Below are 26,173 nucleotides of genomic sequence, written 5' to 3' on the forward strand. Positions count from 1 at the left end.
GGCGGCCTACCTGCGCGCCAGGCGAACCGGGATGCGGTGCGAGCCGAACGGCTTGCCGAATTTTCCGTAGTGGCCCGCGATCCGGGTCTGGCAGTGCGGGCAGCAGCCGTCCTCCGGCAGGTCGTAATGGCGGATCGCGTACCAGTCGCGCACGATCAGCGCGGCGTGGCACGTCGGGCAGAAGGTGGTGTCGCCTTCGGTGTCGTGCACGTTGCCCGTGTAGACGTAATGCAGCCCGGCGTCCATGGCGATGTTGCGGGCCAGCGTCAGCGTGGTGGGCGGCGTGGGCGGCAGGTCGTCCATTTTCCAGTCCGGGTGGAAGGCGGAGAAATGCAGCGGCACTTCCGGCCCCAGTTCGCTTTCCACCCAGCGCGCCAGCGCCTTGATTTCCGCCGGCGAGTCGTTCTGCCCCGGAATCAGCAGCGTAGTGATCTCCAGCCAGCAGTCGGTTTCATGGTGGATGTAGGAGAGCGTGTCCAGCACCGGCCTCAGGCGGGCGCCGCATAGCTTGACGTAGAACGCATCGGTGAACGCCTTGAGGTCGACGTTGGCGGCGTCCATCACGGCATAGAATTCCCGCGCCGGCGCCGGGTGGATGTAGCCGGCGGTGACGGCCACGGTCTTGACGCCGCGCTGGCGGCAGGCTTCGGCCGTGTCGATGGCGTATTCGGCGAAGATCACCGGGTCGTTGTAGGTGAAGGCCACCGATTGCGCGCCGTAGGCCAGCGCCGCGCCGGCGATGCCTTCCGGGCTGGCGGCGTCCATCAGGCGGTCCATGTCCTTCGACTTGGAGATGTCCCAGTTCTGGCAGAACTTGCAGGCGAGGTTGCAGCCCGCCGTGCCGAAGGAGAGTACCGACGAGCCGGGATAGAAGTGGTTGAGCGGCTTCTTTTCGATCGGATCGATGCAGAAGCCGGACGAGCGGCCGTAGGTGGTCAGGATCATCCGGCCGTTGACGTTCTGCCGCACGAAGCAGGCGCCGCGCTGGCCGGCGTGGAGCTTGCAGTCGCGCGGGCAGAGGTCGCACTGGATGCGTTCGGGCTTGCCCGCCTCGGCGGGCAGGGGATGCCACCAGCGGGCCGGATGGGTGGATTCGGGCGACTTCATGTCTCTTTCCATTTTTGCACCCCGTAGCGGGCGAGCGTCAGTTGCGGGCTCCAGAAATCCGCCGGCAGCCCGGCCTTGAGCTTGAGGTGTTCCAGGAACAGCGGCGGTGTCGGCAGCGATTCCCAGACCTGCGGCAGGAAGGTGGCGCGATGGTGTCCGCAATTCAGGATCAGCCCGTCGACGCCCGGGCACAGCCGGGCGAGCGCCTCGGCCTCGTCGGCGAATTGTAACGGTTCCGGCGTGTCGAGCAGGGAAACCTCGACGCGCGTCTGATCCAGTTCGCCCTGCCGCAGGGGCGGAAAGCGCGGGTCGCGGAAGGCCGCCGCGAGCGCGTTGTCGGCGACGTCCGTGGCCAGCGGGCGGCGCGCTTCGAGGCTGCCGATACAGCCGCGCAGCTGGCCTTGCTGGGTCAGCGTGACGAAGGTGGCGGCCGGCCTGGCGAGATCGGGATGCGCGGTCACCGTGCGCGCCTTCATGCCGAACTCCTTTTCGATGGCGTTGCGGGCGATGGTCAGCAGGGCGTGGCCGAGCGGGTCAATGGACATGGCGCTGTGCTCCCGGATTGGCTTCGAAGAAGGCGAAGGCCCCGTAGCCGACGACCTGCAGGCGGTCGCCGGCGGTATCGCCCGAATTGCGCAGATCCAGCTGGCGCACCTGCAGGCCGTGCTTGCGGGCGGCCAGCAGCAGGCCGTTGACCGGCGTCGCGCCGCAGGCCTGGTAATGGTTGATCATCGGGTCGAGCTTGCCGATCTGGCCGGCCGTGCCGGCGTCGATCTGGCGCGCGTCCTCGTAGGGCAGGTAGTGCGACAGGTCCGAGCTGATCACGATCAGCGTCTCATGCCCGCCCCACAGGCGGTCGAGCACTTCGGCCACGGCGTCCGGCGACGCTTCGCCGACCGCGATCGGCAGCAGCGAGAACTCGGCGAGGACCACCTGCAGGAACGGGATCTCGACCTCCAGCGAGTGCTCCTGGCGGTGTGCCGGGCCGCTGACCACGACCTGCGGCAGGTCGAGGATCGCCTCGGCCGCCGGCCGGTCGATCGGGACGCTGCCGAGCGGCGTGGCGAAGGCGTCGCAGTCCGGCAGCGCCAGTCCGCGCACGGCGACGCGATGCGTCGGGCCGAGCAGCACGACGCGGTGGATGGCGTGCCGCCGGCTCGCCAGCGTGGCGAAGGCGCTGGCCGCGATCGGTCCGGAATAGACGTAGCCGGCGTGCGGCACGATGATCGCCTTGGGACACTCCTCCGCCTTGCCTGCGGCGTCGGCGAGCATGGCCGCGATCTCGCGGCTCAGCCGGCTCGGTGAATCGGGGTAGAACATGCCGGCGACGGCGGCGGGGCGGAGTTGGATGCTCATGGCGGTGCTCCTTTCGCTTCACTATATGAAAGCGTTGGAAGCGTGGCAAGGCGCGTCGATCGACGCGGACGCGCCCCGCTTTCGGCTAGAATTCGCCGATGCCACGACATTACGCCCTCGTCCCCGCCGCCGGAAACGGCGCCCGTTTCGGTGCGGAAATCCCCAAGCAATACCTGCCCCTGGCGGGCCGGCCGATGATCCACCACGCGCTGGCCGCCCTGTGCCGCTGCGAGCGCATCGAGCGGGTGTGGGTGATCCTCTCGCCCGGCGACGCCTGGTGGGAGACGTACGACTGGTCGGGCCTCGGCGCGAAGCTGGAGGTGCTGCGCTGCGGCGGGGCGACGCGCGCCGAGAGCGTGGCGAACGGCCTGCGCGCCGTCGGGGAAATCGTGGCGGAGGACGACTGGATGCTGGTGCACGACGCGGCGCGGCCCGGCCTGTCCCAGGCGCTGCTCGCCGCCCTGTGCGAGGCCTTGCGGGACGATCCGGTCGGCGGCCTGCTGGCGGTGCCGGTGGCGGACACCTTGAAGCGCGCCGATGCCGGGCAGCGGGTGGCGGCGACCGAAGCACGCGACGGGCTGTGGCAGGCGCAGACGCCGCAGATGTTCCGCTACGGCCTGCTGCGGCGGGCGCTGGACGGCCGGCAGGCAGTCACCGACGAGGCCGGCGCGCTCGAAGCGCTGGGCTGCCGGCCCTTGCTGGTGCGGGCGGACGCGACCAATTTCAAGGTGACCTATCCGGCCGATCTCGAACTGGCCGAACTGGTGCTCAAGGCGAGGAACTCATGATCCGGATCGGGCAGGGCTGCGACATCCACGCGCTGGTGGCCGGGCGCAAGCTGATCATCGGCGGCGTCGAGATTCCCCACGAACTCGGCCTGCTCGGCCATTCCGACGCCGACGTGCTGCTGCACGCCATCATCGACGCGCTGCTCGGCGCGGCGGGCATGGGCGACATCGGCCGGCTGTTCCCGGACACGGACGCGCGCTACCTCGATGCGGACAGCCGCGTCCTCCTGCGCGCAGTGCGGGACCGACTGGCGGCGGCCGGCTGGCGCATCGTGAACGTCGATGCGACGATCAACGCGCAGCGGCCGAAGATGGCCCCGCACATTCCGCGCATGGTCGCGGTGATCGCCGACGATCTCGGCATTCCGGCGGAGCGGGTGAACGTGAAGGCCAAGACCGCCGAAAAACTGGGTTTCGTGGGGCGGGAGGAAGGCATCTCGACCGAGGCCGTGGCGCTGATCGAACGCGACGCCGGCTGAGGCGGTCCGAAGGGCGCCGGCAACTGGTCAGGCCATTTATCCAATTGCCAGCAAAATCAGAAAGATAGGCCGGGAATCCACAGGCTGGACGGCGGATTTCTGCTAGAATCGCGGGCTCAGAAGAAACTAACAATCGTTGGCGAGGCAGGGCGACGGCACCACCCCGATTGCCCGATCGAGCCGTTTTTCGTTGTTTGTCCGTTGATTGGGGTAGATATGTCGAATAAATCCGTTTATGTGTTCGGTCCGTCGCGGACCGACGGCGCCGCCGATATGAAAAACACCCTGGGCGGCAAGGGTGCCAACCTCGCCGAAATGTGCCGCCTGGGCATCTCCGTTCCGCCGGGCCTGACCATCAGCGCCGAAGTCTGTACCGTCTATACCGAGCAGGGCGCCGATGCCGTGCGCAAGCTGATCGAGGCCGAAGTCCTCGCAGGCGTGGCCTTCATCGAGAAGGAAATGGGCAAGAAGTTCGGCAACGCCGCCGACCCGCTGCTGGTCTCCGTGCGCTCCGGCTCGCGCGCCTCCATGCCGGGCATGATGGACACCATCCTCAACCTCGGCCTCAACGAGGAAGCGGTCAAGGGCCTCGCCGCCAAGTCGGGCAATGAACGCTTTGCCTGGGACTCCTACCGCCGCTTCATCCAGATGTACGGCGACGTGGTCATGGGCCTGAAGCCGGTCTCCAAGGAAGACCACGATCCGTTCGAGGAAATCATCGACGAGATCAAGGAAAAGAAGGGCGTCGAGCTCGACACGCAGCTCGGCGTCGACGACCTCAAGCACATGGTCGCCGAGTTCAAGGCGCTGATCGCCAAGCGTCTCGACCGCGAATTCCCGAGCGACCCGTGGGAGCAGCTGTGGGGCGCCATCATGGCCGTGTTCGAAAGCTGGAACAACGACCGCGCCAAGCTCTACCGCAAGATGAACGACATTCCCGACTCCTGGGGCACCGCGGTCAACGTCCAGTCGATGGTGTTCGGCAATCTCGGCGACAAGAGCGGCACCGGCGTGGCCTTCACGCGCGACGCCGCCGTGGGCGAGGACATCTTCAACGGCGAGTTCCTGGTCAACGCCCAGGGCGAGGACGTCGTGGCCGGCATCCGCACGCCGCAGCAGATCACCCTCGAAGGCTCGCGCCGCTGGGCGCAGCTGGCGCAGGTCAGCGAAGACGATCGCCGCACCAAGTATCCGTCGATGGAAGAGCTGATGCCGGAGATCTACCAGCAGCTGCTGAAGACGGAAACGGCGCTGGAAAACCACTACAAGGACATGCAGGACATCGAGTTCACCATCCAGGAAGGCAAGCTGTGGATGCTGCAGACCCGCTCCGCCAAGCGGACCGGCGCGGCCATGGTGCGCGTGGCGATGGAAATGCTCGAACAGGGCATGATCGACGAGAAGACCGCCGTCCTGCGCGTCTCGCCGGACCGTCTGAACGAACTGCTGCACCCGGTGTTCGACCGCGCCGCGATCAAGAGCGCGCGTTCCATCGCCAACGGCCTGCCGGCCTCGCCGGGCGCCTCGACCGGCCAGATCGTGTTCTTCGCCGACGAAGCCGAGCAATGGGTGCAGAACGGGCTCGACGTCATCCTGGTGCGCCAGGAAACCTCGCCGGAAGACCTGCGCGGCATGGCCGCGGCCAAGGGCATCCTGACCGCCCGCGGCGGCATGACCTCGCACGCCGCCGTGGTGGCGCGCGGCATGGGCAAGTGCTGCGTCTCCGGCGCTGGCGCCATCCGCGTCGATCCGCGGGCCCGCACGATGACCATCGACGGCAAGGTGTACAAGGAAGGCGACTGGATCTCGCTCGACGGATCGACCGGCCTGGTCTATGAAGGCAAGATCCCGACCAAGGACGCGGACCTGTCGGGCGACTTCGGCAAGCTGATGGACATTGCCGAACGCTACAAGAAGCTGGCCGTGCGCGCCAACGCCGACACGCCGGAAGACGCCCGCGTGGCGCGTAATTTCGGCGCCGTCGGCATCGGCCTGTGCCGTACCGAGCACATGTTCTTCGAAGGCGACCGCATCAAGGCCGTGCGCGAGATGATCCTGGCCCGCGACGAGGAAGGCCGCCGCCGCGCGCTGGCCAAGCTGCTGCCGATGCAGCGCAGCGACTTCGAAGGAATCTTCACGGCCATGGACGGCCTGCCCGTCACCATCCGTCTGCTCGACCCGCCGCTGCACGAGTTCCTGCCGCACGACGACGTCAACCAGCGCGAAATGGCCATCGAGATGGGCCTGACCTACGAGGGCATCAAGCACCGCGTCAACGACCTGCACGAAGCCAACCCCATGATGGGCCACCGCGGCTGCCGTCTCGGCATCACCTATCCGGAAATCACCGAGATGCAGGCGCGCGCCATCTTCGAGGCGGCGCTCAACGTCAAGGCGCAGGGCATCACCCCGAAGGTCGAGATCATGATCCCGCTGGTCGGCACGGTGCGCGAGTTCAACTCGCAGGCCAAGGTGATCCGCGACACGGCCGAGGCGGTGTTCGCCGAGCGCGGTTCGACCGTCGAATTCATGGTCGGCACGATGATCGAGACGCCGCGCGGCGCGCTGGTCGCCGACAGCATCGGCAAGCAGGCCGAGTTCTTCTCGTTCGGCACCAACGACCTGACGCAGATGACGCTCGGCTTCTCGCGCGACGACGTGGGCAAATTCCTGCCGCATTACCTGAAGGCCGGCATGTACGAGCAGGACCCGTTCCAGTCGATCGACCAGAAGGGCGTCGGCCAACTGGTCAAGATGGGCGTCAACAAGGGCCGTTCGGTGCGTCCGGCCATCAAGCTCGGCGTCTGCGGCGAACACGGCGGCGATCCGGCCTCGGTGGAATTCTTCCACCGCGCTGGCCTCGACTACGTGAGCTGCTCGCCGTTCCGCGTGCCGATCGCGCGCCTGGCCGCCGCGCAGGCCGCCATCACCAACGCCAAGTAAGCGGCGGCATCTCGCTGGAGTAAAACGAAACCCCGCCGGTTCAGCGAACCGGCGGGGTTTTTCTATGCGGGGGGCGTCGGCAGGGAAGCGCCGGCGTCAGGCCGGCAACGGCGTGGGAGCGGTCGGCGCGCGTCCCGTCTCCAGATAGACGCCGCAGCGCTCGACGTATTCCTGGGTGCTCTTGGGCATCGGCGTGCGGGCGCGGGTGATGAAGAAGATCAGGTCGCGTCCGGCGCGGATCAGCTGCAGGCCGTCCGAAACGCCGTGCCCGTCGGAGACGCCCGGGGTCGCCCCGGCGCTTTCGTCCGGCGCGAAATTGGCCAGCCGCTCGCCGGCGGTCACCAACTGCGGCCAGACGTCGAAAATGTCCGGATCGGTGCGCAGGGTTTCCGTCTTGATGCGCGCCGCGCGCGCGAAGACGCGGATCAGCGGTTCGATCTGCGCGAAGGCCGGCACCTTGGCGAACGTATCGACCATGGTGTCGGCGATCCGGTCGATGTCGCGCTTGGTCTGGCCGATCTTGATGTAGCGGCTCTCGTAGAACTCCTCGATCGGCGCCGTGAAGGCGCGGAAGGGCTCGCCCCACAGTTCGTCGATGCCTTCCTCGCCGCTGCGGTGCAGGACGAAGCGCCCGAGTTCCATGGCTTCGAGCAGGCAGCGCCCGCATTCGCGCATCAGGGCATCGCTGCTCTTGATCTCGACGCCGCACGCCTGCAGATCGACGAGGTTGCGGAAAATGTCCGTCGCCCGGTTGAACAGCGCGCCGGCCAGCATGCCGGCCTTGACGCGCTTCAGGGCCGGGTCGGTTTCCTCCTCGTACCTTTGGCGCGCTTCCGCCAGGCGCGTGCCGGGGATGTTCAGCCCGTGCTCGGTATGGTTGAAGAGGCGCCGGGTCAGGGCCTCGATCAGGCGTTTCTTGGCGGTCAGCGAGTTGGCCGGGGTCGGGTAGGTCCTGATCCAGTAGCCGTCGTAAAAAACCCGTTCGCGCCCATCGATGATGCGGCGCGTGCCTTCGGCGGGGCAATCGTCGGGAAGCAGGTTCTTGGCCGAAAGGTCTTCGTTCATGGCGTGTGCCGTTTCCTGAGAATCCGTGGTGCGTAGCCTTGCGAGGCACGTTTTTCCGCCCCGCAAGCGAATCCGGCGGATTGTACGTCGATTGAGGAGCGCGATCCCGATTCGGAGCGCCGGCGCGCGCGTGGGGCGGGCAAGCTGTTGCGCTCGCAAGACACTCAGGGCGGCGCCAGCGCCGCGCGCTTTTGCCGGATGGCGAGCATTTCGTTGAGAATCAGCGCCGCGATGACCAGGCAGCCGCCGGTCAGCGTGGCCGGGGACGGCTGCTCGCCGGCGCCCAGCCACGCCCAGGTGACGCCGAACAGGACTTCGAGCAGCCCGAGCAGCGCGATTTCGGCGGCCGGCAGTTCGCGCGACAGGCGCACTACCAGCAGGCAGGGAATCGCCAGCTGCACCACGCCGAGCAGGGCCAGCAGCGCGACGTCGTGCAGGGACGCCTGCAGCGGCCAGGCGAAGGGCAGGGTGAGGAAGGCCGAGAGCAGCGCGCCGACCAGGATCGCCGGCAGCATGTCGGGCGGCTTCGCTCCATCGTCGGCGCTCTCGCCGGCGATCGATTGCAGCAGCGTCCAGTTGATCGCCGCGGCGACCGGCACGGTGAAGGCCACCAGCGAACCGGTCAGCGACGCCCCGGCGGCGGCCTCCCGGCCGAACATCCAGGCGATGCCGGCGCCGCCCAGGGCGATCGCCGCCCAGGTGCGCAGCGGCAGCCGGTGGCCGAGGAACAGCCGGGCGAACAGCGCCGTGATCAGCGGCCCGACGGCCAGGGTGACCAGCACGTTGGCTACCGTGGTCAGCGTCAAGGCGATCATGAAGGCGGTGAACATCGCCGCCCAGCACAGGCTCGACACCCAGACCGGCCAGCGGGCGGCCGCCAGGCCGCGCAGGAAATCCGGCCCGCGCATGGCGCTCAGCGCCATGAACAGGCCGGCGGCGTTGCACAGGCTGCGCCAGAAATTGACCTCGAATGCCGGCGCCGCGTCCAGCTGGCGGGTGACGACCCCGGCGATGCTCCACATCAGGGTGACCAGGATCATCAGGGCGACGGCGCGGCTGTGGGTCATTGGGCTTGGGCGTACGGGCGATAGTCAAACCGGAAGTATCGGCGAGCGGCGCGTTCCGGGTCAATCGCGGCGAGCGGAGTGCTTCCGGCATGGCGGGCCGGGGCCGCGAAAAAAGGGGATCGGCAGGCGCGATTTTCTCCCGGCCTTGCCGTTTTCCCGCGGAGAAGGAGGGCGCCGGATGACGTCCGCGATTTGTTTGATTCCGTCATGATAAAAAAGCTGGTCAATTCCAACAAGATAATCAATAATCATCTTATATGACGGGAGGTAAAGAATGGATGACACAAGCAATTTCGACATTCCGACGCTGCGGGAGAAAATGCTGGCCAACCTCGGCGAGAACGCGGATGCCTATCCGCACCAGGTCGAACGGCATTTCCCGCGCATCTTTGCCCGGCTGGTCCTCCTGTGGGGCCACGCCGAGGGGGACGCCTACCTGAACAGCCTGCTGGTGACCGACCGCAACGACCGGCAAGGCTTTCCGGACGACGTGGCGCGCGAACTGTTTCGCCTGTCGCTGATCCACGCCATGCTGCAACCCGAGAAAATGACGGATCGGGACAAGTGGACGCGCAGCGCGGACGACTCGTTCGATCGGCGTTCCGGCCGTTGATCCCGGTTTGCGCGGGCACTGAATCGTACTTCGCCGCGCCGCGTCAGCCGCACGGCAAGCCGTAGGCGAGGGCGATCGCCGCCCGGATGCGCAGCGGCCGCGAGGAACGGCCGGGCGAACAGCGCCGCGATCGGCGGCCCGACGGCCAGCGTGGCCAGCACGTTGGCGACCGTGTCCGGCGTCGGCGCGATCATGAGGGCTGAATATCGCCGTCCCGCACGGACTCGACGCCCACCCCGGCCAGCGCGCGGCCGCCAGCCCGTAAAGGCCGGGCCGCGCATGACGCGCGGTGCCACGACTTGATCAGGATTTACCGGATCGTCGATGAAATTAACAGAAGAAAGACAGATGATGCCGTCGTTCCTGATACGTCGGGCCGGAGGCCGCCATCTTTGTCATTTTCATCAATCCTGTCCGCCTCTTCGAGATCCCGGCGGCGATGCGCGGCAAAGGCGGCCTGGTTTTCCCCAGCCGCCCGGCCGGCGGCCAGAGCGGGATGGTGCTGCTGATCGTGCTGGTGTTCCTGGCCGTCATGACCATCGGGGCGCTCGCCATGATGCGCGCGACGGACAGCGCCACGCTGGTGGCGGCCAACCTGGGATACAAGCAGAACGGCATCGCTTCCGGCGATCTGGCGATCGAAGCGGCGATCGCCTGGCTGAGCAAGCAGAGTAGCGGGGGGCTGGAGGCCGACAGCACGGGCGACGGCTACCTGGCGTCCTACGACCGGAACGGGCCGAACATCAAGGCCGGCCAGACCTGGGACGCCTACTGGAACGACACGGCCAGCCTGCCGACCGGGTACAAATGCTGGATTTCCTGGTCCGGCAACCCGCCGGCGGCCACCTGCCATTCGACCCCTTCAGCGCAGACGGCCGACGCGGCGGGCAACAAGTCGGCATATCTCGTCCAGCGCCTGTGCCTGTCCGCCGGGGCCGCCACGGATACGGCCAGCGGCTGTTTCCAGGCGGTTTCCGCGTCCTCGTCCTCGAACAGTTCCAAGGGGGCCGGGAAACTCACCCTCACCGCCTCTTCGCAGGTGTATTACCGCATCACGGTGCGCGTGGACGGGCCCCGGGACACGGTGACCTACACCCAGGCCGTCGTCGCGCTCTAGACCCGCAGGACTCACGGCAAGGAATCGACATGCTCAGCCTCCCGCATCCCGTCCTCCGCAGAACACGCCGGATTCCGCTCTGGCTCTGCGCGCTCCTGCCGGCCTGGGCGATCGCCGGCGCCACCGATCTGGCCACGGCGCCCATGGTGACCTCGTCCACCACCTCGGTGAAGCCCAACGTGATGTTCGTGCTCGACGATTCGGGCAGCATGGCCGACGCCTACATGCCCGACGTGGCCGCGAACTTCTCGGGAAAATACGGCTATTACGGCAGCCAGTGCAACGGCCTGGCCTACAACCCCGAAATCACCTACACGCCGCCGGTGGATTACCAGGGCACCAGCTATGCCAATGCGTCCGTCTCGGCCGCCTGGAAGGATGGCTACAGCCAATCCTCGGGCACCACCAACCTGAGCAGCGATTACTACTACGTCTATTCCGGCGCCCAGACCTCGGCCGCGCAGAAGACGTATTACGACACCGGCAGCACGTTCTACCAGGAATGCAATACGTCAACGTCCAAGGCGTCCGCGGTATTCACCAAGGTGCTGGTCAGCACGCTGACTGCGACGCAGAAAACCAACTACGCCAACTGGTACAGCTACTACCGGACACGGATGCTGGCCATGAAGACGGCGACCGGGCTGGCCTTCGCCGGCATCGACAACCGCTATCGCCTGGGCTTCATGACCATCAACAACAACGGCGGCAGCGACCTGCTGAACATCGCCGATTTCGACTCGACCCAGAAGAAGGCGTGGTACGCCAAGCTCTATGCGGCGACGGCCAACGGCAGCACGCCGACGCGCTCGGCGCTGGCGATCGCCGGCCGCATCTTCGCCAACAAGATTTCCAGCTACAACTCGGTCTCGGTGGTCGATCCGATGCAGTACTCGTGCCAGCAGAACTTCGCCATCATGGCCAGCGACGGGTTCTGGAACAGCGGATCGTGCAACAACGGCAGCGCCGGCTGCTACAACGGCGGCGCCGGGACCAAGCTGGACGGCAGCACCAACGTCGGCAACCAGGACGGCGGGGCGGCACGGCCCTATTTCGACGGTTCGGCCACGACCACGGTGGTGACGACGACGAACAAGACCTATACGAAGACGTACACGTATGCCAGCTGCAGCACGTCGAAGAAAAGAATCGTCGAAACGACCACGACCGTCACCACCGTGACGGTGACCACCAACGGGGTGGTGACCAGCGAGAAGACGTCGTCGGCGAGCGCCGACGCCAACTACGAAGGCTGCTCCTCCTCGTCCAGCGCCTTGCCCGTCTCCGTGTCGGGAACGGCGGACGGCTATCCGAAGACGTCGAGTTCGACAACGACCTCGGGCGTTTCCAACTCGATGGCCGACGTCGCCTACTACTATTACGCGACCGATCTGCGCAGCAGCGACAACGGCAACGAGACGGGCGTGCTCGGGGTCAACGTGGCGAAGAACAACGTTCCCGGCACGACCAAGGACTCGGCGGCCTGGCAGCACATGACCACCTTCACGCTCGGCCTCGGGGCGTACGGGCGCATGATCTACTCCGCCTCGTACGAGAGTGATACCGCGGGCGACTATTTCAACGTCTACAAGGGCACGGTCAATTCCGCGGACGGCTCGCCCTGTTCATGGGTATCCTCCGGCGGCACCTGCAACTGGCCCACGCCCGCGTCCAACGCGGAAGAGAACATCGACGATCTGTGGCATGCCGCGGTCAACGGCAGGGGCACCTACTACAGCGCCACCGATCCGGGCGCGCTGTCCAAGGGGCTGTCGGGCGCGCTGTCCGGCGTGAGCGCCCGCGTCGGTTCCGCGGCGTCCGCCACGACCAGCAATCCGAATGTCACGACCGGCGACGACTACGTGTTCAGCACCACCTTCGTCAGCCAGTCCTGGTACGGCGAACTCGTCCGCCAGACCATCGATCTCTCCACCGGGACCGTCGCCACCATCAAATCGGACCCCTGCACATCCTCGGAGTGCGACTGGTCGGCGAAATGGCTGCTGGACGCCAGGACCGCCGCGGCCACCGATTCGCGCACGATCTACACCTACGATCCGGCGAACGCCTACGGGAGCAACAGGCTCAAGTCCTTCGCCTGGGGCAACCTGACCAGCGCGGAACAGGCCCACTTCGGCACTTCGGCGGTCTCCTCGCTCAGCCAGTACGCGGACCTGTCGACAGCCAACAAGACGGCCGCCGCCGGCGAGAACCTGGTCAATTACCTGCGCGGCCGGCGCGGCTACGAAGGCACGCTGTACCGCGCGCGCGACCACATCCTCGGCGACATCGTCTCGTCCGAGACCGTGTACGTGAAAAAGCCGCAGTTCAGCTACACCGACTCGGGCTATGGCGATTTCAAGTCGAACAACGCCTCGCGCACGGCGATGGTCTACGTCGGCGCCAACGACGGCATGCTGCACGCCTTCAATGCCTCGACCGGGCAGGAGGCGTGGGCCTACATTCCGTCCCTGGTGCTGCCCAATCTCCACAAGCTGGCGGACACGAACTACGCGAACAACCACGCTTTCTTCGTCGATGGGACCGTCGTCATCGGCGACGTCTGCGTTTCCGGTTGCACCGGTTCCTCGCCCGAGTGGCGTACCATCCTGGTCGGCGGGCTCAACGGCGGCGGCCGCGGCTATTACGCGCTGGACGTTACCGATCCGGCGTCCCCGAAGGCGCTCTGGGAGTTCACCCACGATACGGGCAAGGGCGAGGGCTATACGACCGACGCCGACCTCGGCTACAGCTACGGCAACCCGATCATCACCAAGAACGGCGACGGCACCTGGGTCGTGCTGCTGGCGTCGGGATACAACAACGTCAATCCCGGGACCGGCGGCGGCTACCTGTTCGTCCTGCAGGCCTATACCGGGGCGATGCTGTCCGCCGTGTCGGGGACGACCTCGGCCGGCAAGCTGGCGACCGGGGCCGGCAGCACCTCGACGGTCAGCGGCGCCTGCAGCACGGCGCCGTGCCCGAGCGGCCTCACCCGGATCAACGCCTGGGCCGACGACACGTCGACCGACAACACCGCGCTGCGCGTCTATGGCGGCGACCTGTTCGGCAACCTGTGGCGCTTCGACATCAACGATAGCCTCGGCGCTGCCGGATATGACGCACAGCATCTGGCGACCCTGGCCGATGCTTCCGGCAACCGCCAGCCGGTCATGGCCAAGCCCGAGCTGGGGCTGGTGGACAATCTTTATGCGGGCGTTTTCGTCGGCACCGGCAAATACCTCGGGACGACCGACGTCACCGACACTTCGACGCAGAGTTTCTACGCCATCAAGGACACCCTCGCCACCGACGACTGGGGCGTAGTGCGCGGACGCACGGATATCGTCAAGCAGACGGTGAGTTCGGGAACGGATTCCTCCGGCGCGTCGATCCGCACGGTGACCAAGAATGCGGTCGATTGGGCGTCGAACATCGGCTGGTTCCTGGATCTGCCGGACAGCGGGGAGCGGGCGAACACCGATCCGACGCTGGCACTCGGCACCCTGGTGTTCACGACCAACATTCCCAACTCGAGCGCCTGCACCATCGGCGGCGAGAGCTGGATCTACTACCTCGACTACACCAGCGGATCGTACGTCGGCGAGACGACTTACGTCGGCCAGAAACTGGGCAACGAACTGTCCACGCGCGCCGAACTGGTCATTCTGCCTTCAGGCAGCGTCGTATCGCTGACGCGCCTGTCCGGCGGTTCGACGGTGACCTCCTCGGTGCCGGTCTCGTCGGGGTCCGGCAGCGTACGCCGGATTCTCTGGCGCGAACTGATCAACGATTGAAGATACGGTCGGGAGCGACGATGAAAACCGCATGGCATTCGGGGCCGCCGCGCGCGGATGAAAAAGGATTCACCCTGATCGAGGTAATGATCGTGGTGGCCATCATCGCCATCCTGGCCGCCGTCGCGCTCCCGAGCTACGGGCGCTACGTGGCGCGCGGCAAGCTCGTGGAGGCGTTCTCCGAACTGTCCGCGTACCGCGTGCGCATGGAGCAATGGTTCCAGGACAGCCGCACCTACCTGGATTCCGACGGGACGGCATGCGGCGCGACCGCCGCGAGCGGCAAGTATTTTGCCTACGCCTGCGTCGCCACGGCGTCGACCTTCACCTTGACCGCGACGGGCAGCGATACGTCGCTGAGCGGGCTGGTGTTCACCGTCGACCAGGACAACGTGCACAAGACGGTCAGCGTTCCCGCGGGCTGGAGCCTGCCATCCGGAAACTGCTGGGTGAACGCCCAGTCGGGCAGTTGCTAGGACGGCCGATGAAGCCGCGCGGATTCACCCTGGTCGAGATCGCCGTGACGCTGACCGTCCTGGCGGTCCTGCTGACGCTGGCGGTGCCCGGCTTCGGCCAGTGGCTGCGCAACCAGCGCGTGCGCGCAGGCGCCGAATCGATCCTGGCCGGGCTGCAGCTGGCCAAGGCGGAGGCGATCAAGCGCAACACGACGGTACGTTTTTCGATGGTCAGCAGCCTGGCCTCCGGATGCGCGCTGATCGCCACGTCGAGCGACGTCGGCCAGTGGAACTGGATCATCAGCACGGTCGATCCGGTCGCCAACTCGTGCCCCGAGCCCGGCGCGTCAACCGGCGTGATCCAGTCCCGGCCCGGCGCCGAGGCCGCGGGGTCCGGCACCGCCGTGACGATCAACGCCACGCGGGCCACGGTGAGCTTCGACGGCCTGGCGCGGGGAACGGCCGACGCGACCTTCCTGGTCTCCGCCGGCGGCAGCGGCCAGTGCGCCAAGGACGCCGCCGGCGTGCGCTGCCTGAACGTCGTCGTCACCGCGCCGGGCGGCGAGATACGCCTGTGCGACCCGGCGGTGACCTCCGGGGGCGATCCGAGAAAATGCTGAGTCCGAACATCGCCGGCCGACGGCCGGGTTCCAGGCCGCCAAACCGGCGCGGCCGCCGGTCTGGCGGTACCGCGCCGCGATCGGGGGAACGCGGCGTCGTGCTGATCGAGGCCATGGTGGCGATTCTCGTCTTTTCCCTCGGCGTGCTCGGGCTCGTCGGCCTGCAGGCGACCTCCCTGCAGCACATCAGCGACGCCAAGTACCGCATCGACGCCGCCAACCTGACCGAGCAGCTGATCAGCCAGATGTGGTCGGAAAACCATGCGACGGCCACCCTGGCGGCCAAGTACGCTTCAGCCAATGGCAAGTCGGCCGCCGGCTATGCGGCGTGGGCCGCGCGGGTGACGAGCGCGCTGCCCGGAGCTTCCGGCCATGCGCCCTCGGTGGCGGTCGAGGCGGACGGTGCGGATGCCAGCCGGTCAACGGTGACCGTCGTCGTGTATTGGCAGCCGCCCGGCAGCGCAAAAACCCACAACTACACGGCCGTCAGCCGGATTCGCTGAGGCCGGGGAGCCAACAATGCCGCGCCGATCCGCCACACCCGCCGGCCAGTCCGGATTCTCCCTGACCGAGCTGCTGGTCGGCATGCTGGTGGCCTTGATCGCCACGGTGATCATGCTCAATCTGTTCGCCAACGCCGAGACGGCCAGGCGCAACGTCAGCGGTGGCGGCGACGCGCAGAGCAACGGCGCGATCGCGCTGTTCTCGCTGTCGCGCGAGTTGCGTTTCGCCGGCTACGGCATGACCGGCGACGACTTCCTGGGCTGCAAGCTGCATACCTACAACACGGCGCGCAACCCGGCGAGCCTGGCCATCGACCGGCTGGCGCCGGTGACCATTTTCCCGTCCGGAACGGCGGCGACCGTGTCGTCCGGCACGGTCCTGCCCGCCGGCGACAGCGGCACCGACATCCTGCTGGTCGTCGGCGGCAATGCCAACACGGCCGCCGAGGCGGTCGGCTTCAACGACCTGGCGGACAACGAGAACTACGCCGGCTATGTGGTCAAGAACCGGGTGGGGTTCCAGGTGGGCGATCTGGTCATCGCCGCCGAGTCGGGCAAGGATTGCGCGCTGATGCAGGTATCCGCGCTGCCGGGCGATACGACCGTGTGCAACCAGACCGTTGCCGGGAATGCGAGCGTGGTCAAGGTTGCCACCGACTCGTTCCTGAATCCGTATGCGGGCTGCGCGGCGGCCACCTCGCCGTACAACCCGGCCACGGCGCCGGTGGCCTACTCGTCGTCGGATTATTCGGCAGTCCTCGGCAACCTGGGCAATGCGCCGAAGATCATGGCCTACGCGGTACGCGACCACAGCCTCACCTACTGCAACCTGCTGACGACCGATTGCACCGCGTCCGGCAACTGGTCCAGGCTCGCGGCCCATATCGTGGGCTTCAAGGCCTCGTACGGATGGGACACCACGACGGCGGCCGACGGTTATGTCGATAGCTACAGCGGCACGGCGCCGAGCGAACTGGCCGGCAAAACCGAGCAGTGCCTCATCGCGCGGGTCGCCGCCGTGCGCATCGGGCTGCTGGCCCGCAACGGCAACCCCGACAAGGCGGCCGTCACCGCCGCCGCGCCGACCTGGCAAGGCGGTACTTTCCCCATGGACGGTCTCGCCGACTGGCAGTACTACCGCTACAAGGTCGTCGAATCCGTGGTGCCGCTGCGCAACATGGTCTGGAAGGGCGCATTGTCCGGGTGTTGAAGTTGGCAGGCGGGAAACGCCCGTCCGGGCTTGGGGTTGCCTTTGCCGTTTCGCTGTGCGCGCACGCGGGCGTCCTGGCCTGGACGCATCGCCCGGTGCCGTGGCCTGCCGCCGGCGACGGCGCCGCTGCTTCCGTGGCGGCTTCCCTGGTTGTCTCGTTCGCGCCGGCGCCCGTTGCGGCCGGCGCCGATCCGCGGGCGCGGGGCGTGGCGCCGCCTCCGGCCGTGGGCCGGCCGGCCACGGCGGAAGCGCGGCGTTCGTCGCCTCCGCCGGGTGTCACGTCGCGCCGGGACGAGGGGCGGGCGGCCCCCCGAGCAGGAGGCGCCGCGCCCGATTCGTTGCCTTACCCCTGGCGGGGCATCGATCTGGACGGCGCGGTCGAATGTCCCTGCGGGCGCATCCGTTTCGATCTGTGGGTCACGCGGCACGGCCGGCTGCGGAATGTGCGCGTAGAACGAATCGTCGTTCCCGCCGCCCGAAACGGCGGCCATCGCGGCGATCGTCCGTCGCACGCCGTTCCGGCCGGCCTTTCAGGGCGGCAGGGCCGTCGATGCGGCGGTTCCTTTCGAACTGGTCCTGTCAGGAGCCGGCGGATGCCGGGACGCGGGCGAGGCGCGTTGACGGCGACTGCAAGAGTGCGTGGAAGAAATCATGCTTCGCCGCGCCGCGTCAGCCGCGCAGCAGGCCGTAGGCCAGGGCGCCCATGATCACGGCGACGGCGCCGTCCAGCACGCGCCACGCCAGCGGCCGGGCGAACAGCGGTTGCAGCCGGCCGGCGCCGTAGGCCAGCAGGAAAAACCACGACAGGCTGGCCAGCGCCGCGCCGCCGCCGAATTGCCAGCGGCCCGAGGCGCCGTGCCGGCTGGCCAGGGCGCCGAGCAGGACGACGGTGTCGAGGTAAACGTGCGGGTTGAGGAAGGTCAGCGCGAGGCAGAGCGCGACCGCGTTTGCGTAGGGCAGCACGGCGCCGTTCCCGGCGTGCAGCGAATGGCCGTGCCACGCGCGCCGCGCGGCGAGGCCGCCGTAGACGGCGAGGAACAGCGCGCCGCCGTAGCGGGTGGCGGCGATCAGCTCGGGAAAACCGGCGAGGGCGGCGCCGACGCCCTGGATGCCGATGACGATCAGCAGCGCGTCGGCGCCGGCGCAGATCGCAGCGACGGTCAGGCGGTACTGGCGCAGCAGTCCCTGGCGGAGCACGAAGACGTTCTGCGCGCCGATCGCGACGATTAGCGACAGGCCGGTCAGGAATCCGGCGAGTACGGGGGCGTTCATGGAGTTTTTTTGGTGGCCGGTCAGGCATGGGCGTTCAGGATAACCGCCGCGCTTTCGATAGATAATCTAAAGTATGTAAATACCCTTCAGATTTTCTAAACGATGAAGATCGACAATGCCCAACTGGCGGCATTCGCCGCCGTGCTCGCCGAAGGCAGCTTCGAAGGCGCGGCGCGCCGCCTGCACGTGACCACCTCGGCGGTCAGCCAGCGCATCCGCCTGCTGGAAGAACGGCTGGGCCAGATCCTGCTCCAGCGTGGCACGCCGTGCCAGGCCACCGCCGCCGGCCGGCATCTCGCCCGCTTCGCGGGGCAGGTCGCGCTGCTGGAAAACGACGTGCTGCGCGACATGGGCCTGGGCGGCGAGGGCGAGGCGCCGGCGGTCCGCCTGCCGGTGGTGGTCAATGCCGATTCGCTGGAAACCTGGTTCCTGTCGGTGTTCGACGATCTGTCCGGCGACGGCGGCGTGGTCCTCGACGTCCGCGTCGAGGATCAGGATCACTCGGCACGCCTGCTGCGCGAAGGGACGGTGATGGCGGCGGTGAGTTCGAGTCCGGCGCTGGTCCAGGGATGCCGGGTGGAAGCGCTGGGCGTGATGCGCTATCTGGCGCTGGCCTCGCCGGAGTACGTGCGGCGGTATCTGGCCGGGCGCCCGCTCGACGCGGCGCTGGCGGCGGCGCCGATGCTGGTGTTCAACGCCAAGGACGCCCTGCAGGCCCGCTTCCTGGCGCTGTGCGCGGGGGTGGCGGCGGAACCGCCGACGCATTTCCTGCCCTCCGTGCATGGCTTCCTCGAAGCCGCCCGGCGCGGCATCGGCTGGGGTATGGTGCCGGCGCTCCTGGCGCGCGACGCGCTCACCGTGGGCCGTGTCGTCGAGATCGTGCCCGGCGGATGCCTCGACGTGCCGCTCTACTGGCATTGCTGGCGGCTCGATTCACCGATCCTGAAAACCCTGACGCAGGCCGTCCGGCGGGCCGCGGCAGTGGCGCTGCTGGCGGACGCCGCCTGAGCGCGCCGGAGCTGGATCGGCACCGGCGGCGGTGCCACAATGAGCCTTTCTTTTCAGAGGAGGAAAACCATGACCCTTTCCATGTACCAGTCCAGCGTCCCCGTTTTCGTGCGCCTGCTCAAGAACCTGAGCGCGATTCTCGACAAGGGGCGGGCGCACGCGGAAGCGCACAAGATCGCCGCCGACGTGCTGCCCGCGTCGCGGCTGATCGCCGACATGTTTCCGCTGAGCCGGCAGGTGCAGATCGCCTGCGATCATGCCAAGGGCGCCGTCGCCCGCCTAGCGGGCGTTGACGTGCCGAAACACGAGGACGACGAGCAGACGATCGAAGAGCTGCAGGCGCGCATCGCCAAGACCATTTCCTTCGTCGAAACGTTCACGGCGGCGCAGATCGACGGCAGCGAGGAGCGCGACATTGTCTACCCGACCAGCAGCCGCGGCGATCTGAAGTTCAAGGGCGTGGACTACCTGCTGGGGTTCGCGCTGCCGAATTTCTATTTCCACGTGGTGACGGCCTACGACATCCTGCGCGCGAACGGCGTGGATATCGGCAAGCGCGATTTTCTCGCCGGCTGACGCGCGGGCGGGCGGCTGCGGCATCCAGGAACTCGCCGCCGGGATCGGGGTCGAGAAGATGCCGTCGCCGGCCTGCCGGCTGTGGTCCGATGGCCGGTATTTCCGGTGTTCATGCGGTTCCCGTCACGAGGAGGGAAAAATGGATGACACAGGCAGCTTCGATATTGCGGCGCTCCGGGAGCGGATGCTGGCCAATCTCGGCGGGAAGGCCGATGCCTACCCGCACCGGATCGAACAGCGTTTTCCGCGCATTCTGGCCAGGCTGGTCGAGCTGTGGGGCCGGCCCGAGGCGGAGGCCTACCTGAACGGCCTGCTGGTGGCCGACCGCGCCGACCGGCAGGGCTTCCCCGACGACGTGGCGAGCGAACTGTTCCGCCTGTCGATGCTCCACGGCGCGTTGCAATCCGGGGAAATGCAGGAACGGGGCGGCTGGTCGAGCAGCGCGGTGGACAGCGAGGCGGACGGCTTCTTCAGCCGGCGCTCCAGCCGCTGACCCCGGCTCACGCAGGCGCGATGGGCGCCTGAAAGCCGCCCGAGGACGCCGTTCGCCGCCCGTCGCGGCGGCTACGGCCGTCCCGGTCTTTCGACATTTTCCTACTGGGCGGAAAGCTCTTTCTCGAACTCGCCGACGTTGGCCTTATCGACCATTTTCGTGGGCGTGTTGATCTCGCTTTCCACCAGCGCGCCCGCGGCGATCCGGGTCAGCGCCTCGACGGCCAGATAGCCCATCTGGACCGGCTGCTGGGCGAGGGTCGCGCCCAGCTTGCCGTCCTTGATCGATTTCACCGCGTCGGGCGAACCGTCGAAGCCGATCACGAACACGTCGTTCCGCCGCTTCTTCCCTTCGACCGCCTGATAGGCGCCCAGGGCCATTTCGTCGTTCGTCGCGTAAATCAGCTTGACGTTCGGCGACGACTCCAGAATGTTCTCGGCGACATTGACCGCCTTGCCCCGCTCCGAGTCGGCGGGCTGCTCGGTCACTACGGCAAAGCCGCTGCGGACGACCACGTCGCGCATGCCGTTGGCGCGGGCGTCATGGGCCGGGATGCCGGCCAGCCCGCGGATGATCGCGATTTCCGTGGGCTTGAAATGCTCGACCACGTATTTCCCGACTTCCTGGCCGGCCTGGTATTCGGACGTGCCGATGAACGAAGCGCGCAGGCTGCGATTCTGCGGGTCCAGATCCATGTCGATCAGGACGACCTTGATGTTCTTGTCCCGGGCCTTGCGCAGGACGGGGAGAATCGCCTTGGTGTCGGCCGGCGCGATGATCAGGGCGTGGGCGCCGGCGGTGATCTGGTCCTCGATCATCGAAATCTGGCCGGTGACGTCGGATTCGCTCGTCGTCGCCGTGATCGAGACGTCGGCGTCGAACGCCTTGCCGCCTTTCCTGATGCCCGACTCGACCATGTGCCAGTAATCGCTGTTCAGCGCGGTCAGAACGGCGGAAATGGACGTCCGCGGCGCCTTCGCGGCGCCGTCCTGCGTTTTCGCGCCGGTGCCTTCGCCCGAGCCGCAGGCGGCGACGGCGGCGAGCAAGGCGGCGGCCGTCGCCATGTACAACGGTTTTTTGCCGATTCCCATGTTCGTTCCCTCCAGGATTGATGGTTGGCGCGTTACGCGGGCGCGACGTCGATGAATGCGCCCTGGCTTGTCGCGCTCTTCTGGCACGCCTCGACCAGTTCGACGGCGCGCAGGCCGATGCGGGCGTCGTGGATCGCCTTGCCGCCCGAGGCGAGGGCGTCGTACATGTGCGTGTGCATGGCGACGTAGCCCCACTTCTCCTCGAACGCCAGCTTGGCATACGTCTTCCCGTCGATGGCGCGCGACAAGCCGGGGCAGTGGCGATACTCGTCGAGCTCCTCCGTGATCACCGCCTGGTGATCGCCGACGACTTGCACGCGCTCGAACGGGAAGATCCATGAGGCATGGCCGCAGCTGGAGATGACCCCGCTGCCGCTGTCCCTGAATTGCATGTGAATGGTGAAGTTGTCGTTGACCGGATAGCAGCACGACCGGGACAGGGCGGAAATGCTGGCGATCGGCCCGAGCAGGAACTCGGCCATGTCCAGGAAGTGGATCGTCGTGTCGTAGAGGAAACCGCCCAGTTGCGCGAAATTCGCCGCCCAGAGGCTGCCTTCGCCGCCCATGTCGCCGTCGTTCTGGATCATGTTGATGCTCTGCGGCGAAAAGTACTTGCCGCGTACCGCCTCCTTCGCCGCCAGGTATACCGGCGCGAAGCGCCGGTTGTGCCCGACGAAGAGCCGCCTGTCGTTCACCTGTGCCGCCTCGATCATGAGCCGGGCATCTGCGGCGCTGGTGGCCAGCGGCTTTTCGCAGAACACGTCGAGTTTCAGGTTGAGGAGTTCGATCGCCACCCTGGCGTGGTGGTTGTTGGGCACGCAGACGAAGGCCAGGTTGACGTTCTTCCCCGCCAGCTCGCCGATCGACCGCAGCGCGGTCGCGCGGTGGAGGTCGGCGCACTTCTGCGCCTTGGCGAGGTCCGCATCAACGACGTAGTTGACGCTGGCCGCGCCGCTTTGCTGCGCGATCTTACCGTGGATGCCGCCCATCACGCCCGAACCGACGATGGCGACCGAGATTTTCTTTGGCATTTCGTTGTTCCTTTCCGGTGAATGATCAGGCGGCTGCCTGGTTCGGCGCCGGGGCGCGCCGCTTGATCCGCTTGAAGTCCCCGTTCCTGACCACGTCGAGAAACACGGCGAGGATGATGACCGCTCCCAGGATGACGGTTTGCCAGTCCGGCGTGATCCTCAGCAGGTTGAGTCCGTTGCGCAGGACGGCGATGAGGATGACGCCGGTGAAAGTGCCGGCGATGGTGCCCCGGCCGCCGAAGAAGGAGGCGCCGCCGATGATCACGGCGGCGATCGCGTCGCTTTCCCAGACGACGCCGGCCATCGGGTAGACGGCATCGACGCGGCCCGCCAGGATCAGGCCGGCGAAGCCGCACATCAGGCCGCTCAGGCCGTACACCGCGCACAGGGTGAAGTCCACGTTGACGCCCGCCAGGCGCGCGGTTTCGCGGTTGCCGCCCACCGCGTAGATCCGGCGCCCGAGCGGCGAGTGCCCGAGGAAGATGCCGAAGACGACGTACAGGACGATGACGAACAGCAGACTGACCGGGACGATGCCGACGTGCGCGGAGCCCATCCACTTGACCGCGTCGGGCATGCCGGAGATCGGCGTGCCGGCGGTCAGGATGAGGCACAGGCCCCGGTAGATGTTCTGCGTGCCCATGGTCGAGATGAACGGATGCGGCAGCTTCAGTTTGGTCAGGGCCAGGCCGTTGATCTGGCCCAGCGCGCCGCCCGTGGCGACGCAGATGAGGATGCAGGCCAGCGGCGGCAGGCCGGCCTGGAGGGCGATGCCCATGGCGACCATCGAGAGCGCCATGGTCGATCCGACGGATAGGTCGATGCCGCCGGTCAGGATGGCGAGCAGCATGCCGATGGCGACCAGCGAGCTGCTCGCCGCCTGGCGGATGATGTTGATGAAATTGTCGACCGTCAGGAACGACGGCGTGCGGATGCTCAGGAAGACGCACAGCGCGAGCAGGGCGATCAGCGGCCCGGCTTTCGACAGCAGGTCCCGGATTCTGTCGGCGGCCTGCGGGCCGGCGACGGCCGCGTCAGGCGTCGGGGCGATCGTTGCCATTGGTTTTTCCTCCCGTTCCCAGGACCATCAGTCTTTCGTGGGTCAGTTCTTCCTTGTTGTCGACGAGCCCGGTCACCCGGCCCTCGTACATCACCAGCACCCGGTCGCTCATGCCGATGATTTCCTGCATCTCCGACGACACCATGACGATGGCCGCGCCCTCGGCGGCGAGATCGTTCATGATCGAATAGATCTCGGTCTTGGCCCCGACGTTGACGCCTTTCGTCGGCTCGTCGAAGATGTAGACGCGCGCGTTGGCCATCACCCATTTCTCGATGACGATTTTTTGCTGATTGCCGCCGCTGAAATGCATCGCGCTCTTGTGCACGTGCAGCGGGCGCAGGTTCATTTTCCGGCCGAAATCGAGGGTTTTCTGGCGGCGTTTCCGTTCGCGCAGGAGAAACGCGGCGTTGCTGAATTTATCCACGGTCGGCAGGGTCGCGTTCTCGACGACGTCGTGGAAGAGCACCAGGCCTTCCTCCTTCCTGTTTTCGGTCACCAGCACGATGCCCGCGGCGATGGCGTCCGCCGGGCTGCCGATGTCCAAGGGCCGGCCGTCGAGCGCGACGTTCCCGGCAAGCGCCGGGTCGGCCCCGAAAATGGCGCGCATGACCTCCGTCCGCCCGGCGCCGACCAGACCGAAAACGCCGAGGATTTCGCCGCTGCGCACCGCGAAGGAGACGTCCTCGAAGCCGCCGCCGGACAGGCGGTCGACGGCGAAGACCTCGCCGCTGATCCTCGCCCGCGACGGCGGATATTTGTCCTCCAGCGTCCTGCCCACCATCATTTTTATGATCAGGTCCTCGTCCACCTCGGACATCGGCAGGGTCTGCCCGATTTTCCGGCCGTCCTTCAGCACGGTCACCACGTCGCCGACCTTCTGCGCCTCGTCCAGCTTGTGCGTGATGAAGAGGATGGAAATTCCTTCCTGCTTCAGATCGAGCATCAATTCGAGCAGCCGGTCGATTTCCTTGCGGCTCAGCGAGGCCGTCGGCTCGTCCATGATGATCAGCCGGGCGTTGCGCTGCAGGGCCTTGGCGATTTCGACCAGCTGCTTCTGCCCCATGCCGAGGCGCTCGCAGAGCGCGCGCGGGTCGACCGGGCAGCCGACCCGGGCCAGGCAGTTCCTGGCCTCCGCGTACTGCCTCCGCCAGTCGATGAAGCCGTGCCGGGCGATCTCCCTGCCGACGAACATGTTCTCGACCACGCTCAGGCACGGGATGTTGCTGAGTTCCTGGAAAATGACGGAGATGCCCCGGTCGTACGCTTCGGCGATCGTCTCGGTGGCGATCGGCCGGCCGTCCCAGCGGATCTCGCCGCGTTCGGGCTTCACCACGCCGATGATGCTTTTTATGAGCGTCGATTTGCCGGCGCCGTTTTCGCCGAGCAGGATGTGGATTTCGCCCTTGCCGAGGCGGAAGTCGACGCCGTCGAGGGCGACCACGCCGGGGAATTCCTTCCTGACGCCGATGAGTTCCAGCAGCGGCACGTCGGACGAACCGTTGTTTGCCATCGAGCCTCCGAATCGGGGCCGGCGCGCCTCCGGGAGAACGCCCGGCGCGCGGCGGCGAAGTCCTCAGGCGCCCAGGATTTCGGCGAGGTGGTTTCTGGCCAGCTGCGCGAAGTACAGCGCCGGCGGCGAGGGGAGGTATTGTTCGGCCTCGACGATGACCCAGCCGTCGTAGTCGTTCTTTTTCAACAGCTTGAAGATCGGCTTGAAATCGATGCCGCCGTCGCCGGGGACGGTGAATATGCCGCACTTCACCGCCGAGTTGAAATCGAGCTGGTAGTCGCGGTAGACGTCATGCACGATCTTGCGCACGTTCTTCAGGTGCACGTAGCCGATGCGGTCGGCGAATTCCTCGAAGAACCGGGGAATGTCCACGTCGCACAGATGCAGGTGGCCGGTGTCGGCGAGGATCGAGACGTTTTCGGGGGCGGTGTTCTCGCACAGACGCCGCGTTTCCGCATGCGTCTCGACGGCGGTGCCGGTGTGGACGTGATACACCAGACGCAGGCCCAGGTCGTTGCAATAGGCGCCGGCCTCGTCGAGGCCCGCGCAGAACGATTTCCATTCGGCGTCGTTCAGCTTGGCGACGCCTTTCCTGCCGCGATATTCCCGCGGGTCCCAGCACGAGGAGTTCGTGCCTTCGGCGGCGACGATGAGGCCGGCGCCCGATTCCTTGAGGAAATGCGCCTTTTCCTCGAAGGCGCGCATGTACTCGTCCCGCAGCTCCGGGCAGGCGAACATGGTGTCGCACCAGCCGGAGGTCAGTTGGAGTCCCCGCCGGGCGAGTTCGCCCCTCAGCACGCCGGGCGCCCGGGGAAATTTCCGGCCGAGTTCGATGCCGGCATAGCCGGCCTGCGCGGCTTCGTCGACGATGTTCTCGAACGTGTAGTGGTCGCCCAGGTCCGGCATGTCGTCATTGCACCAGTTGATCGGATGCACGCCGACTTTTATTTTTCCCGCCATGATCATTCCCTTCCCTCGATGAAGAACCGACGTTGATGGTCGCCGGGAA

24 protein-coding genes are annotated in these 26,173 nt (G+C 67.0%); 13 read left to right on the plus strand and 11 right to left on the minus strand.

What is annotated here, in order from left to right; all coding sequences use genetic code 11:
* Positions 1–6 precede the first annotated feature (6 nt).
* The 3 genes from amrS to amrB are packed head-to-tail and all read right to left on the minus strand — an operon-like array spanning position 7 to position 2,463.
* Positions 7–1,107: an AmmeMemoRadiSam system radical SAM enzyme gene (amrS, locus tag QM701_RS20955; RefSeq protein WP_415168931.1), complete on the minus strand. Its 1,101-nt coding sequence runs from the start codon at positions 1,105–1,107 to the stop codon at positions 7–9.
* Positions 1,104–1,652, minus strand: a complete 549-nt coding sequence (gene amrA / locus QM701_RS20960) for an AmmeMemoRadiSam system protein A (protein ID WP_415168932.1) — start codon at positions 1,650–1,652, stop codon at positions 1,104–1,106. Before amrA ends, amrS begins: the two co-directional genes overlap by 4 nt.
* Positions 1,642–2,463: an AmmeMemoRadiSam system protein B gene (gene amrB, locus QM701_RS20965; RefSeq protein ID WP_415168933.1), complete on the minus strand. Its 822-nt coding sequence runs from the start codon at positions 2,461–2,463 to the stop codon at positions 1,642–1,644. Before amrB ends, amrA begins: the two co-directional genes overlap by 11 nt.
* Positions 2,464–2,561: 98 nt before the next feature.
* On the opposite strand from amrB, the gene ispD reads away from it, so the two are divergent.
* The 3 genes from ispD to ppdK all read left to right on the plus strand — a co-directional run bounded on the left by ispD (position 2,562) and on the right by ppdK (position 6,673).
* Positions 2,562–3,251, plus strand: coding sequence for a 2-C-methyl-D-erythritol 4-phosphate cytidylyltransferase (gene ispD / locus QM701_RS20970; protein WP_415168934.1), 690 nt, complete (start codon positions 2,562–2,564; stop codon positions 3,249–3,251).
* Positions 3,248–3,730 (plus strand): 2-C-methyl-D-erythritol 2,4-cyclodiphosphate synthase, encoded by a 483-nt coding sequence (gene ispF, locus QM701_RS20975; protein ID WP_415168935.1) that lies wholly within the window; start codon positions 3,248–3,250, stop codon positions 3,728–3,730. The genes ispD and ispF overlap by 4 nt, the downstream gene beginning before the upstream one ends.
* A 216-nt stretch (positions 3,731–3,946) precedes the next feature.
* Positions 3,947–6,673, plus strand: coding sequence for a pyruvate, phosphate dikinase (ppdK, locus tag QM701_RS20980; protein ID WP_415168936.1), 2,727 nt, complete (start codon positions 3,947–3,949; stop codon positions 6,671–6,673).
* Positions 6,674–6,769: 96 nt separating this feature from the next.
* On the opposite strand, the gene QM701_RS20985 is transcribed toward ppdK, so the two are convergent.
* Positions 6,770–7,738: a hypothetical protein gene (locus QM701_RS20985; protein WP_415168937.1), complete on the minus strand. Its 969-nt coding sequence runs from the start codon at positions 7,736–7,738 to the stop codon at positions 6,770–6,772.
* A gap of 164 nt (positions 7,739–7,902) precedes the next feature.
* Positions 7,903–8,805 (minus strand): DMT family transporter, encoded by a 903-nt coding sequence (locus QM701_RS20990; protein ID WP_415168938.1) that lies wholly within the window; start codon positions 8,803–8,805, stop codon positions 7,903–7,905.
* A 274-nt stretch (positions 8,806–9,079) separates the two neighbouring features.
* Between QM701_RS20990 and QM701_RS20995 the strand changes: the two genes are divergently transcribed.
* The 7 genes from QM701_RS20995 (at position 9,080) to QM701_RS21025 (ending at position 17,120) form a co-directional block, all read left to right on the plus strand.
* Entirely contained in the window at positions 9,080–9,418 is a 339-nt protein-coding gene (locus QM701_RS20995; protein ID WP_415168939.1) for a hypothetical protein, read from the plus strand.
* 439 nt (positions 9,419–9,857) lie between these two features.
* Complete coding sequence (locus QM701_RS21000; protein WP_415168940.1) at positions 9,858–10,535, plus strand: hypothetical protein; 678 nt, start codon at positions 9,858–9,860, stop codon at positions 10,533–10,535.
* Between the two features lie 29 nt (positions 10,536–10,564).
* Positions 10,565–14,332 (plus strand): pilus assembly protein, encoded by a 3,768-nt coding sequence (locus QM701_RS21005; protein WP_415168941.1) that lies wholly within the window; start codon positions 10,565–10,567, stop codon positions 14,330–14,332.
* A gap of 20 nt (positions 14,333–14,352) precedes the next feature.
* A complete protein-coding gene (locus tag QM701_RS21010; protein WP_415168942.1) occupies positions 14,353–14,808 on the plus strand; it encodes a type IV pilin protein in 456 nt (151 codons plus the stop codon).
* 8 nt (positions 14,809–14,816) lie between these two features.
* Entirely contained in the window at positions 14,817–15,407 is a 591-nt protein-coding gene (locus tag QM701_RS21015; RefSeq protein ID WP_415168943.1) for a GspH/FimT family pseudopilin, read from the plus strand.
* 98 nt (positions 15,408–15,505) lie between these two features.
* A complete protein-coding gene (locus QM701_RS21020) occupies positions 15,506–15,910 on the plus strand; it encodes a type IV pilus modification PilV family protein (protein WP_415168944.1) in 405 nt (134 codons plus the stop codon).
* A gap of 16 nt (positions 15,911–15,926) precedes the next feature.
* Positions 15,927–17,120 carry a PilW family protein gene (locus QM701_RS21025; protein WP_415168945.1) on the plus strand — a complete coding sequence of 398 codons (1,194 nt, stop codon included), beginning with the start codon at positions 15,927–15,929 and terminating at the stop codon, positions 17,118–17,120.
* A 669-nt stretch (positions 17,121–17,789) separates the two neighbouring features.
* Here QM701_RS21025 and QM701_RS21030 read toward each other — a convergent pair.
* Positions 17,790–18,392, minus strand: coding sequence for a LysE/ArgO family amino acid transporter (locus tag QM701_RS21030; RefSeq protein ID WP_415168946.1), 603 nt, complete (start codon positions 18,390–18,392; stop codon positions 17,790–17,792).
* 102 nt (positions 18,393–18,494) lie between these two features.
* Here QM701_RS21030 and QM701_RS21035 point away from each other — a divergent pair, with 102 nt between their 5' ends.
* The 3 genes from QM701_RS21035 (at position 18,495) to QM701_RS21045 (ending at position 20,469) form a co-directional block, all read left to right on the plus strand.
* Positions 18,495–19,400, plus strand: coding sequence for a LysR family transcriptional regulator ArgP (locus QM701_RS21035; protein WP_415168947.1), 906 nt, complete (start codon positions 18,495–18,497; stop codon positions 19,398–19,400).
* 69 nt (positions 19,401–19,469) lie between these two features.
* Positions 19,470–19,976 (plus strand): DUF1993 domain-containing protein, encoded by a 507-nt coding sequence (locus QM701_RS21040; RefSeq protein ID WP_415168948.1) that lies wholly within the window; start codon positions 19,470–19,472, stop codon positions 19,974–19,976.
* 139 nt (positions 19,977–20,115) lie between these two features.
* Positions 20,116–20,469, plus strand: a complete 354-nt coding sequence (locus QM701_RS21045; RefSeq protein ID WP_415168949.1) for a hypothetical protein — start codon at positions 20,116–20,118, stop codon at positions 20,467–20,469.
* 101 nt (positions 20,470–20,570) lie between these two features.
* Here the strand turns inward: QM701_RS21045 and QM701_RS21050 are convergent, their stop codons facing one another.
* From QM701_RS21050 to iolE, 5 genes are all read right to left on the minus strand, one after another.
* On the minus strand, positions 20,571–21,560 hold the full coding sequence (locus tag QM701_RS21050; RefSeq protein WP_415168950.1) for a sugar ABC transporter substrate-binding protein: 990 nt from the start codon (positions 21,558–21,560) through the stop codon (positions 20,571–20,573).
* Between the two features lie 32 nt (positions 21,561–21,592).
* Positions 21,593–22,591 (minus strand): Gfo/Idh/MocA family protein, encoded by a 999-nt coding sequence (locus QM701_RS21055; protein WP_415168951.1) that lies wholly within the window; start codon positions 22,589–22,591, stop codon positions 21,593–21,595.
* Between the two features lie 25 nt (positions 22,592–22,616).
* Positions 22,617–23,651 (minus strand): ABC transporter permease, encoded by a 1,035-nt coding sequence (locus tag QM701_RS21060; protein ID WP_415168952.1) that lies wholly within the window; start codon positions 23,649–23,651, stop codon positions 22,617–22,619.
* Complete coding sequence (locus tag QM701_RS21065; protein WP_415168953.1) at positions 23,626–25,164, minus strand: sugar ABC transporter ATP-binding protein; 1,539 nt, start codon at positions 25,162–25,164, stop codon at positions 23,626–23,628. Before QM701_RS21065 ends, QM701_RS21060 begins: the two co-directional genes overlap by 26 nt.
* Positions 25,165–25,227: 63 nt before the next feature.
* Positions 25,228–26,124: a myo-inosose-2 dehydratase gene (gene iolE, locus QM701_RS21070; RefSeq protein ID WP_415168954.1), complete on the minus strand. Its 897-nt coding sequence runs from the start codon at positions 26,122–26,124 to the stop codon at positions 25,228–25,230.
* Between the last annotated feature and the right edge of the window lie 49 nt (positions 26,125–26,173).

Source organism: Propionivibrio sp., from assembly GCF_047602565.1.
In the GTDB taxonomy this organism is placed as follows: domain Bacteria; phylum Pseudomonadota; class Gammaproteobacteria; order Burkholderiales; family Rhodocyclaceae; genus Propionivibrio.

What these genes read in the sequence shown, in the direction of transcription:
- amrS (WP_415168931.1), bottom strand. Translation starts at nt 1,107, where the DNA reads ATGAAGTCGCCCGAATCCACCCATCCGGCCCGCTGGTGGCATCCCCTG.
- amrA (WP_415168932.1), bottom strand. Translation starts at nt 1,652, where the DNA reads ATGTCCATTGACCCGCTCGGCCACGCCCTGCTGACCATCGCCCGCAAC.
- amrB (WP_415168933.1), bottom strand. Translation starts at nt 2,463, where the DNA reads ATGAGCATCCAACTCCGCCCCGCCGCCGTCGCCGGCATGTTCTACCCC.
- ispD (WP_415168934.1), top strand. Translation starts at nt 2,562, where the DNA reads ATGCCACGACATTACGCCCTCGTCCCCGCCGCCGGAAACGGCGCCCGT.
- ispF (WP_415168935.1), top strand. Translation starts at nt 3,248, where the DNA reads ATGATCCGGATCGGGCAGGGCTGCGACATCCACGCGCTGGTGGCCGGG.
- ppdK (WP_415168936.1), top strand. Translation starts at nt 3,947, where the DNA reads ATGTCGAATAAATCCGTTTATGTGTTCGGTCCGTCGCGGACCGACGGC.
- QM701_RS20985 (WP_415168937.1), bottom strand. Translation starts at nt 7,738, where the DNA reads ATGAACGAAGACCTTTCGGCCAAGAACCTGCTTCCCGACGATTGCCCC.
- QM701_RS20990 (WP_415168938.1), bottom strand. Translation starts at nt 8,805, where the DNA reads ATGACCCACAGCCGCGCCGTCGCCCTGATGATCCTGGTCACCCTGATG.
- QM701_RS20995 (WP_415168939.1), top strand. Translation starts at nt 9,080, where the DNA reads ATGGATGACACAAGCAATTTCGACATTCCGACGCTGCGGGAGAAAATG.
- QM701_RS21000 (WP_415168940.1), top strand. Translation starts at nt 9,858, where the DNA reads ATGCGCGGCAAAGGCGGCCTGGTTTTCCCCAGCCGCCCGGCCGGCGGC.
- QM701_RS21005 (WP_415168941.1), top strand. Translation starts at nt 10,565, where the DNA reads ATGCTCAGCCTCCCGCATCCCGTCCTCCGCAGAACACGCCGGATTCCG.
- QM701_RS21010 (WP_415168942.1), top strand. Translation starts at nt 14,353, where the DNA reads ATGAAAACCGCATGGCATTCGGGGCCGCCGCGCGCGGATGAAAAAGGA.
- QM701_RS21015 (WP_415168943.1), top strand. Translation starts at nt 14,817, where the DNA reads ATGAAGCCGCGCGGATTCACCCTGGTCGAGATCGCCGTGACGCTGACC.
- QM701_RS21025 (WP_415168945.1), top strand. Translation starts at nt 15,927, where the DNA reads ATGCCGCGCCGATCCGCCACACCCGCCGGCCAGTCCGGATTCTCCCTG.
- QM701_RS21030 (WP_415168946.1), bottom strand. Translation starts at nt 18,392, where the DNA reads ATGAACGCCCCCGTACTCGCCGGATTCCTGACCGGCCTGTCGCTAATC.
- QM701_RS21035 (WP_415168947.1), top strand. Translation starts at nt 18,495, where the DNA reads ATGAAGATCGACAATGCCCAACTGGCGGCATTCGCCGCCGTGCTCGCC.
- QM701_RS21040 (WP_415168948.1), top strand. Translation starts at nt 19,470, where the DNA reads ATGACCCTTTCCATGTACCAGTCCAGCGTCCCCGTTTTCGTGCGCCTG.
- QM701_RS21045 (WP_415168949.1), top strand. Translation starts at nt 20,116, where the DNA reads ATGGATGACACAGGCAGCTTCGATATTGCGGCGCTCCGGGAGCGGATG.
- QM701_RS21050 (WP_415168950.1), bottom strand. Translation starts at nt 21,560, where the DNA reads ATGGGAATCGGCAAAAAACCGTTGTACATGGCGACGGCCGCCGCCTTG.
- QM701_RS21055 (WP_415168951.1), bottom strand. Translation starts at nt 22,591, where the DNA reads ATGCCAAAGAAAATCTCGGTCGCCATCGTCGGTTCGGGCGTGATGGGC.
- QM701_RS21060 (WP_415168952.1), bottom strand. Translation starts at nt 23,651, where the DNA reads ATGGCAACGATCGCCCCGACGCCTGACGCGGCCGTCGCCGGCCCGCAG.
- QM701_RS21065 (WP_415168953.1), bottom strand. Translation starts at nt 25,164, where the DNA reads ATGGCAAACAACGGTTCGTCCGACGTGCCGCTGCTGGAACTCATCGGC.
- iolE (WP_415168954.1), bottom strand. Translation starts at nt 26,124, where the DNA reads ATGGCGGGAAAAATAAAAGTCGGCGTGCATCCGATCAACTGGTGCAAT.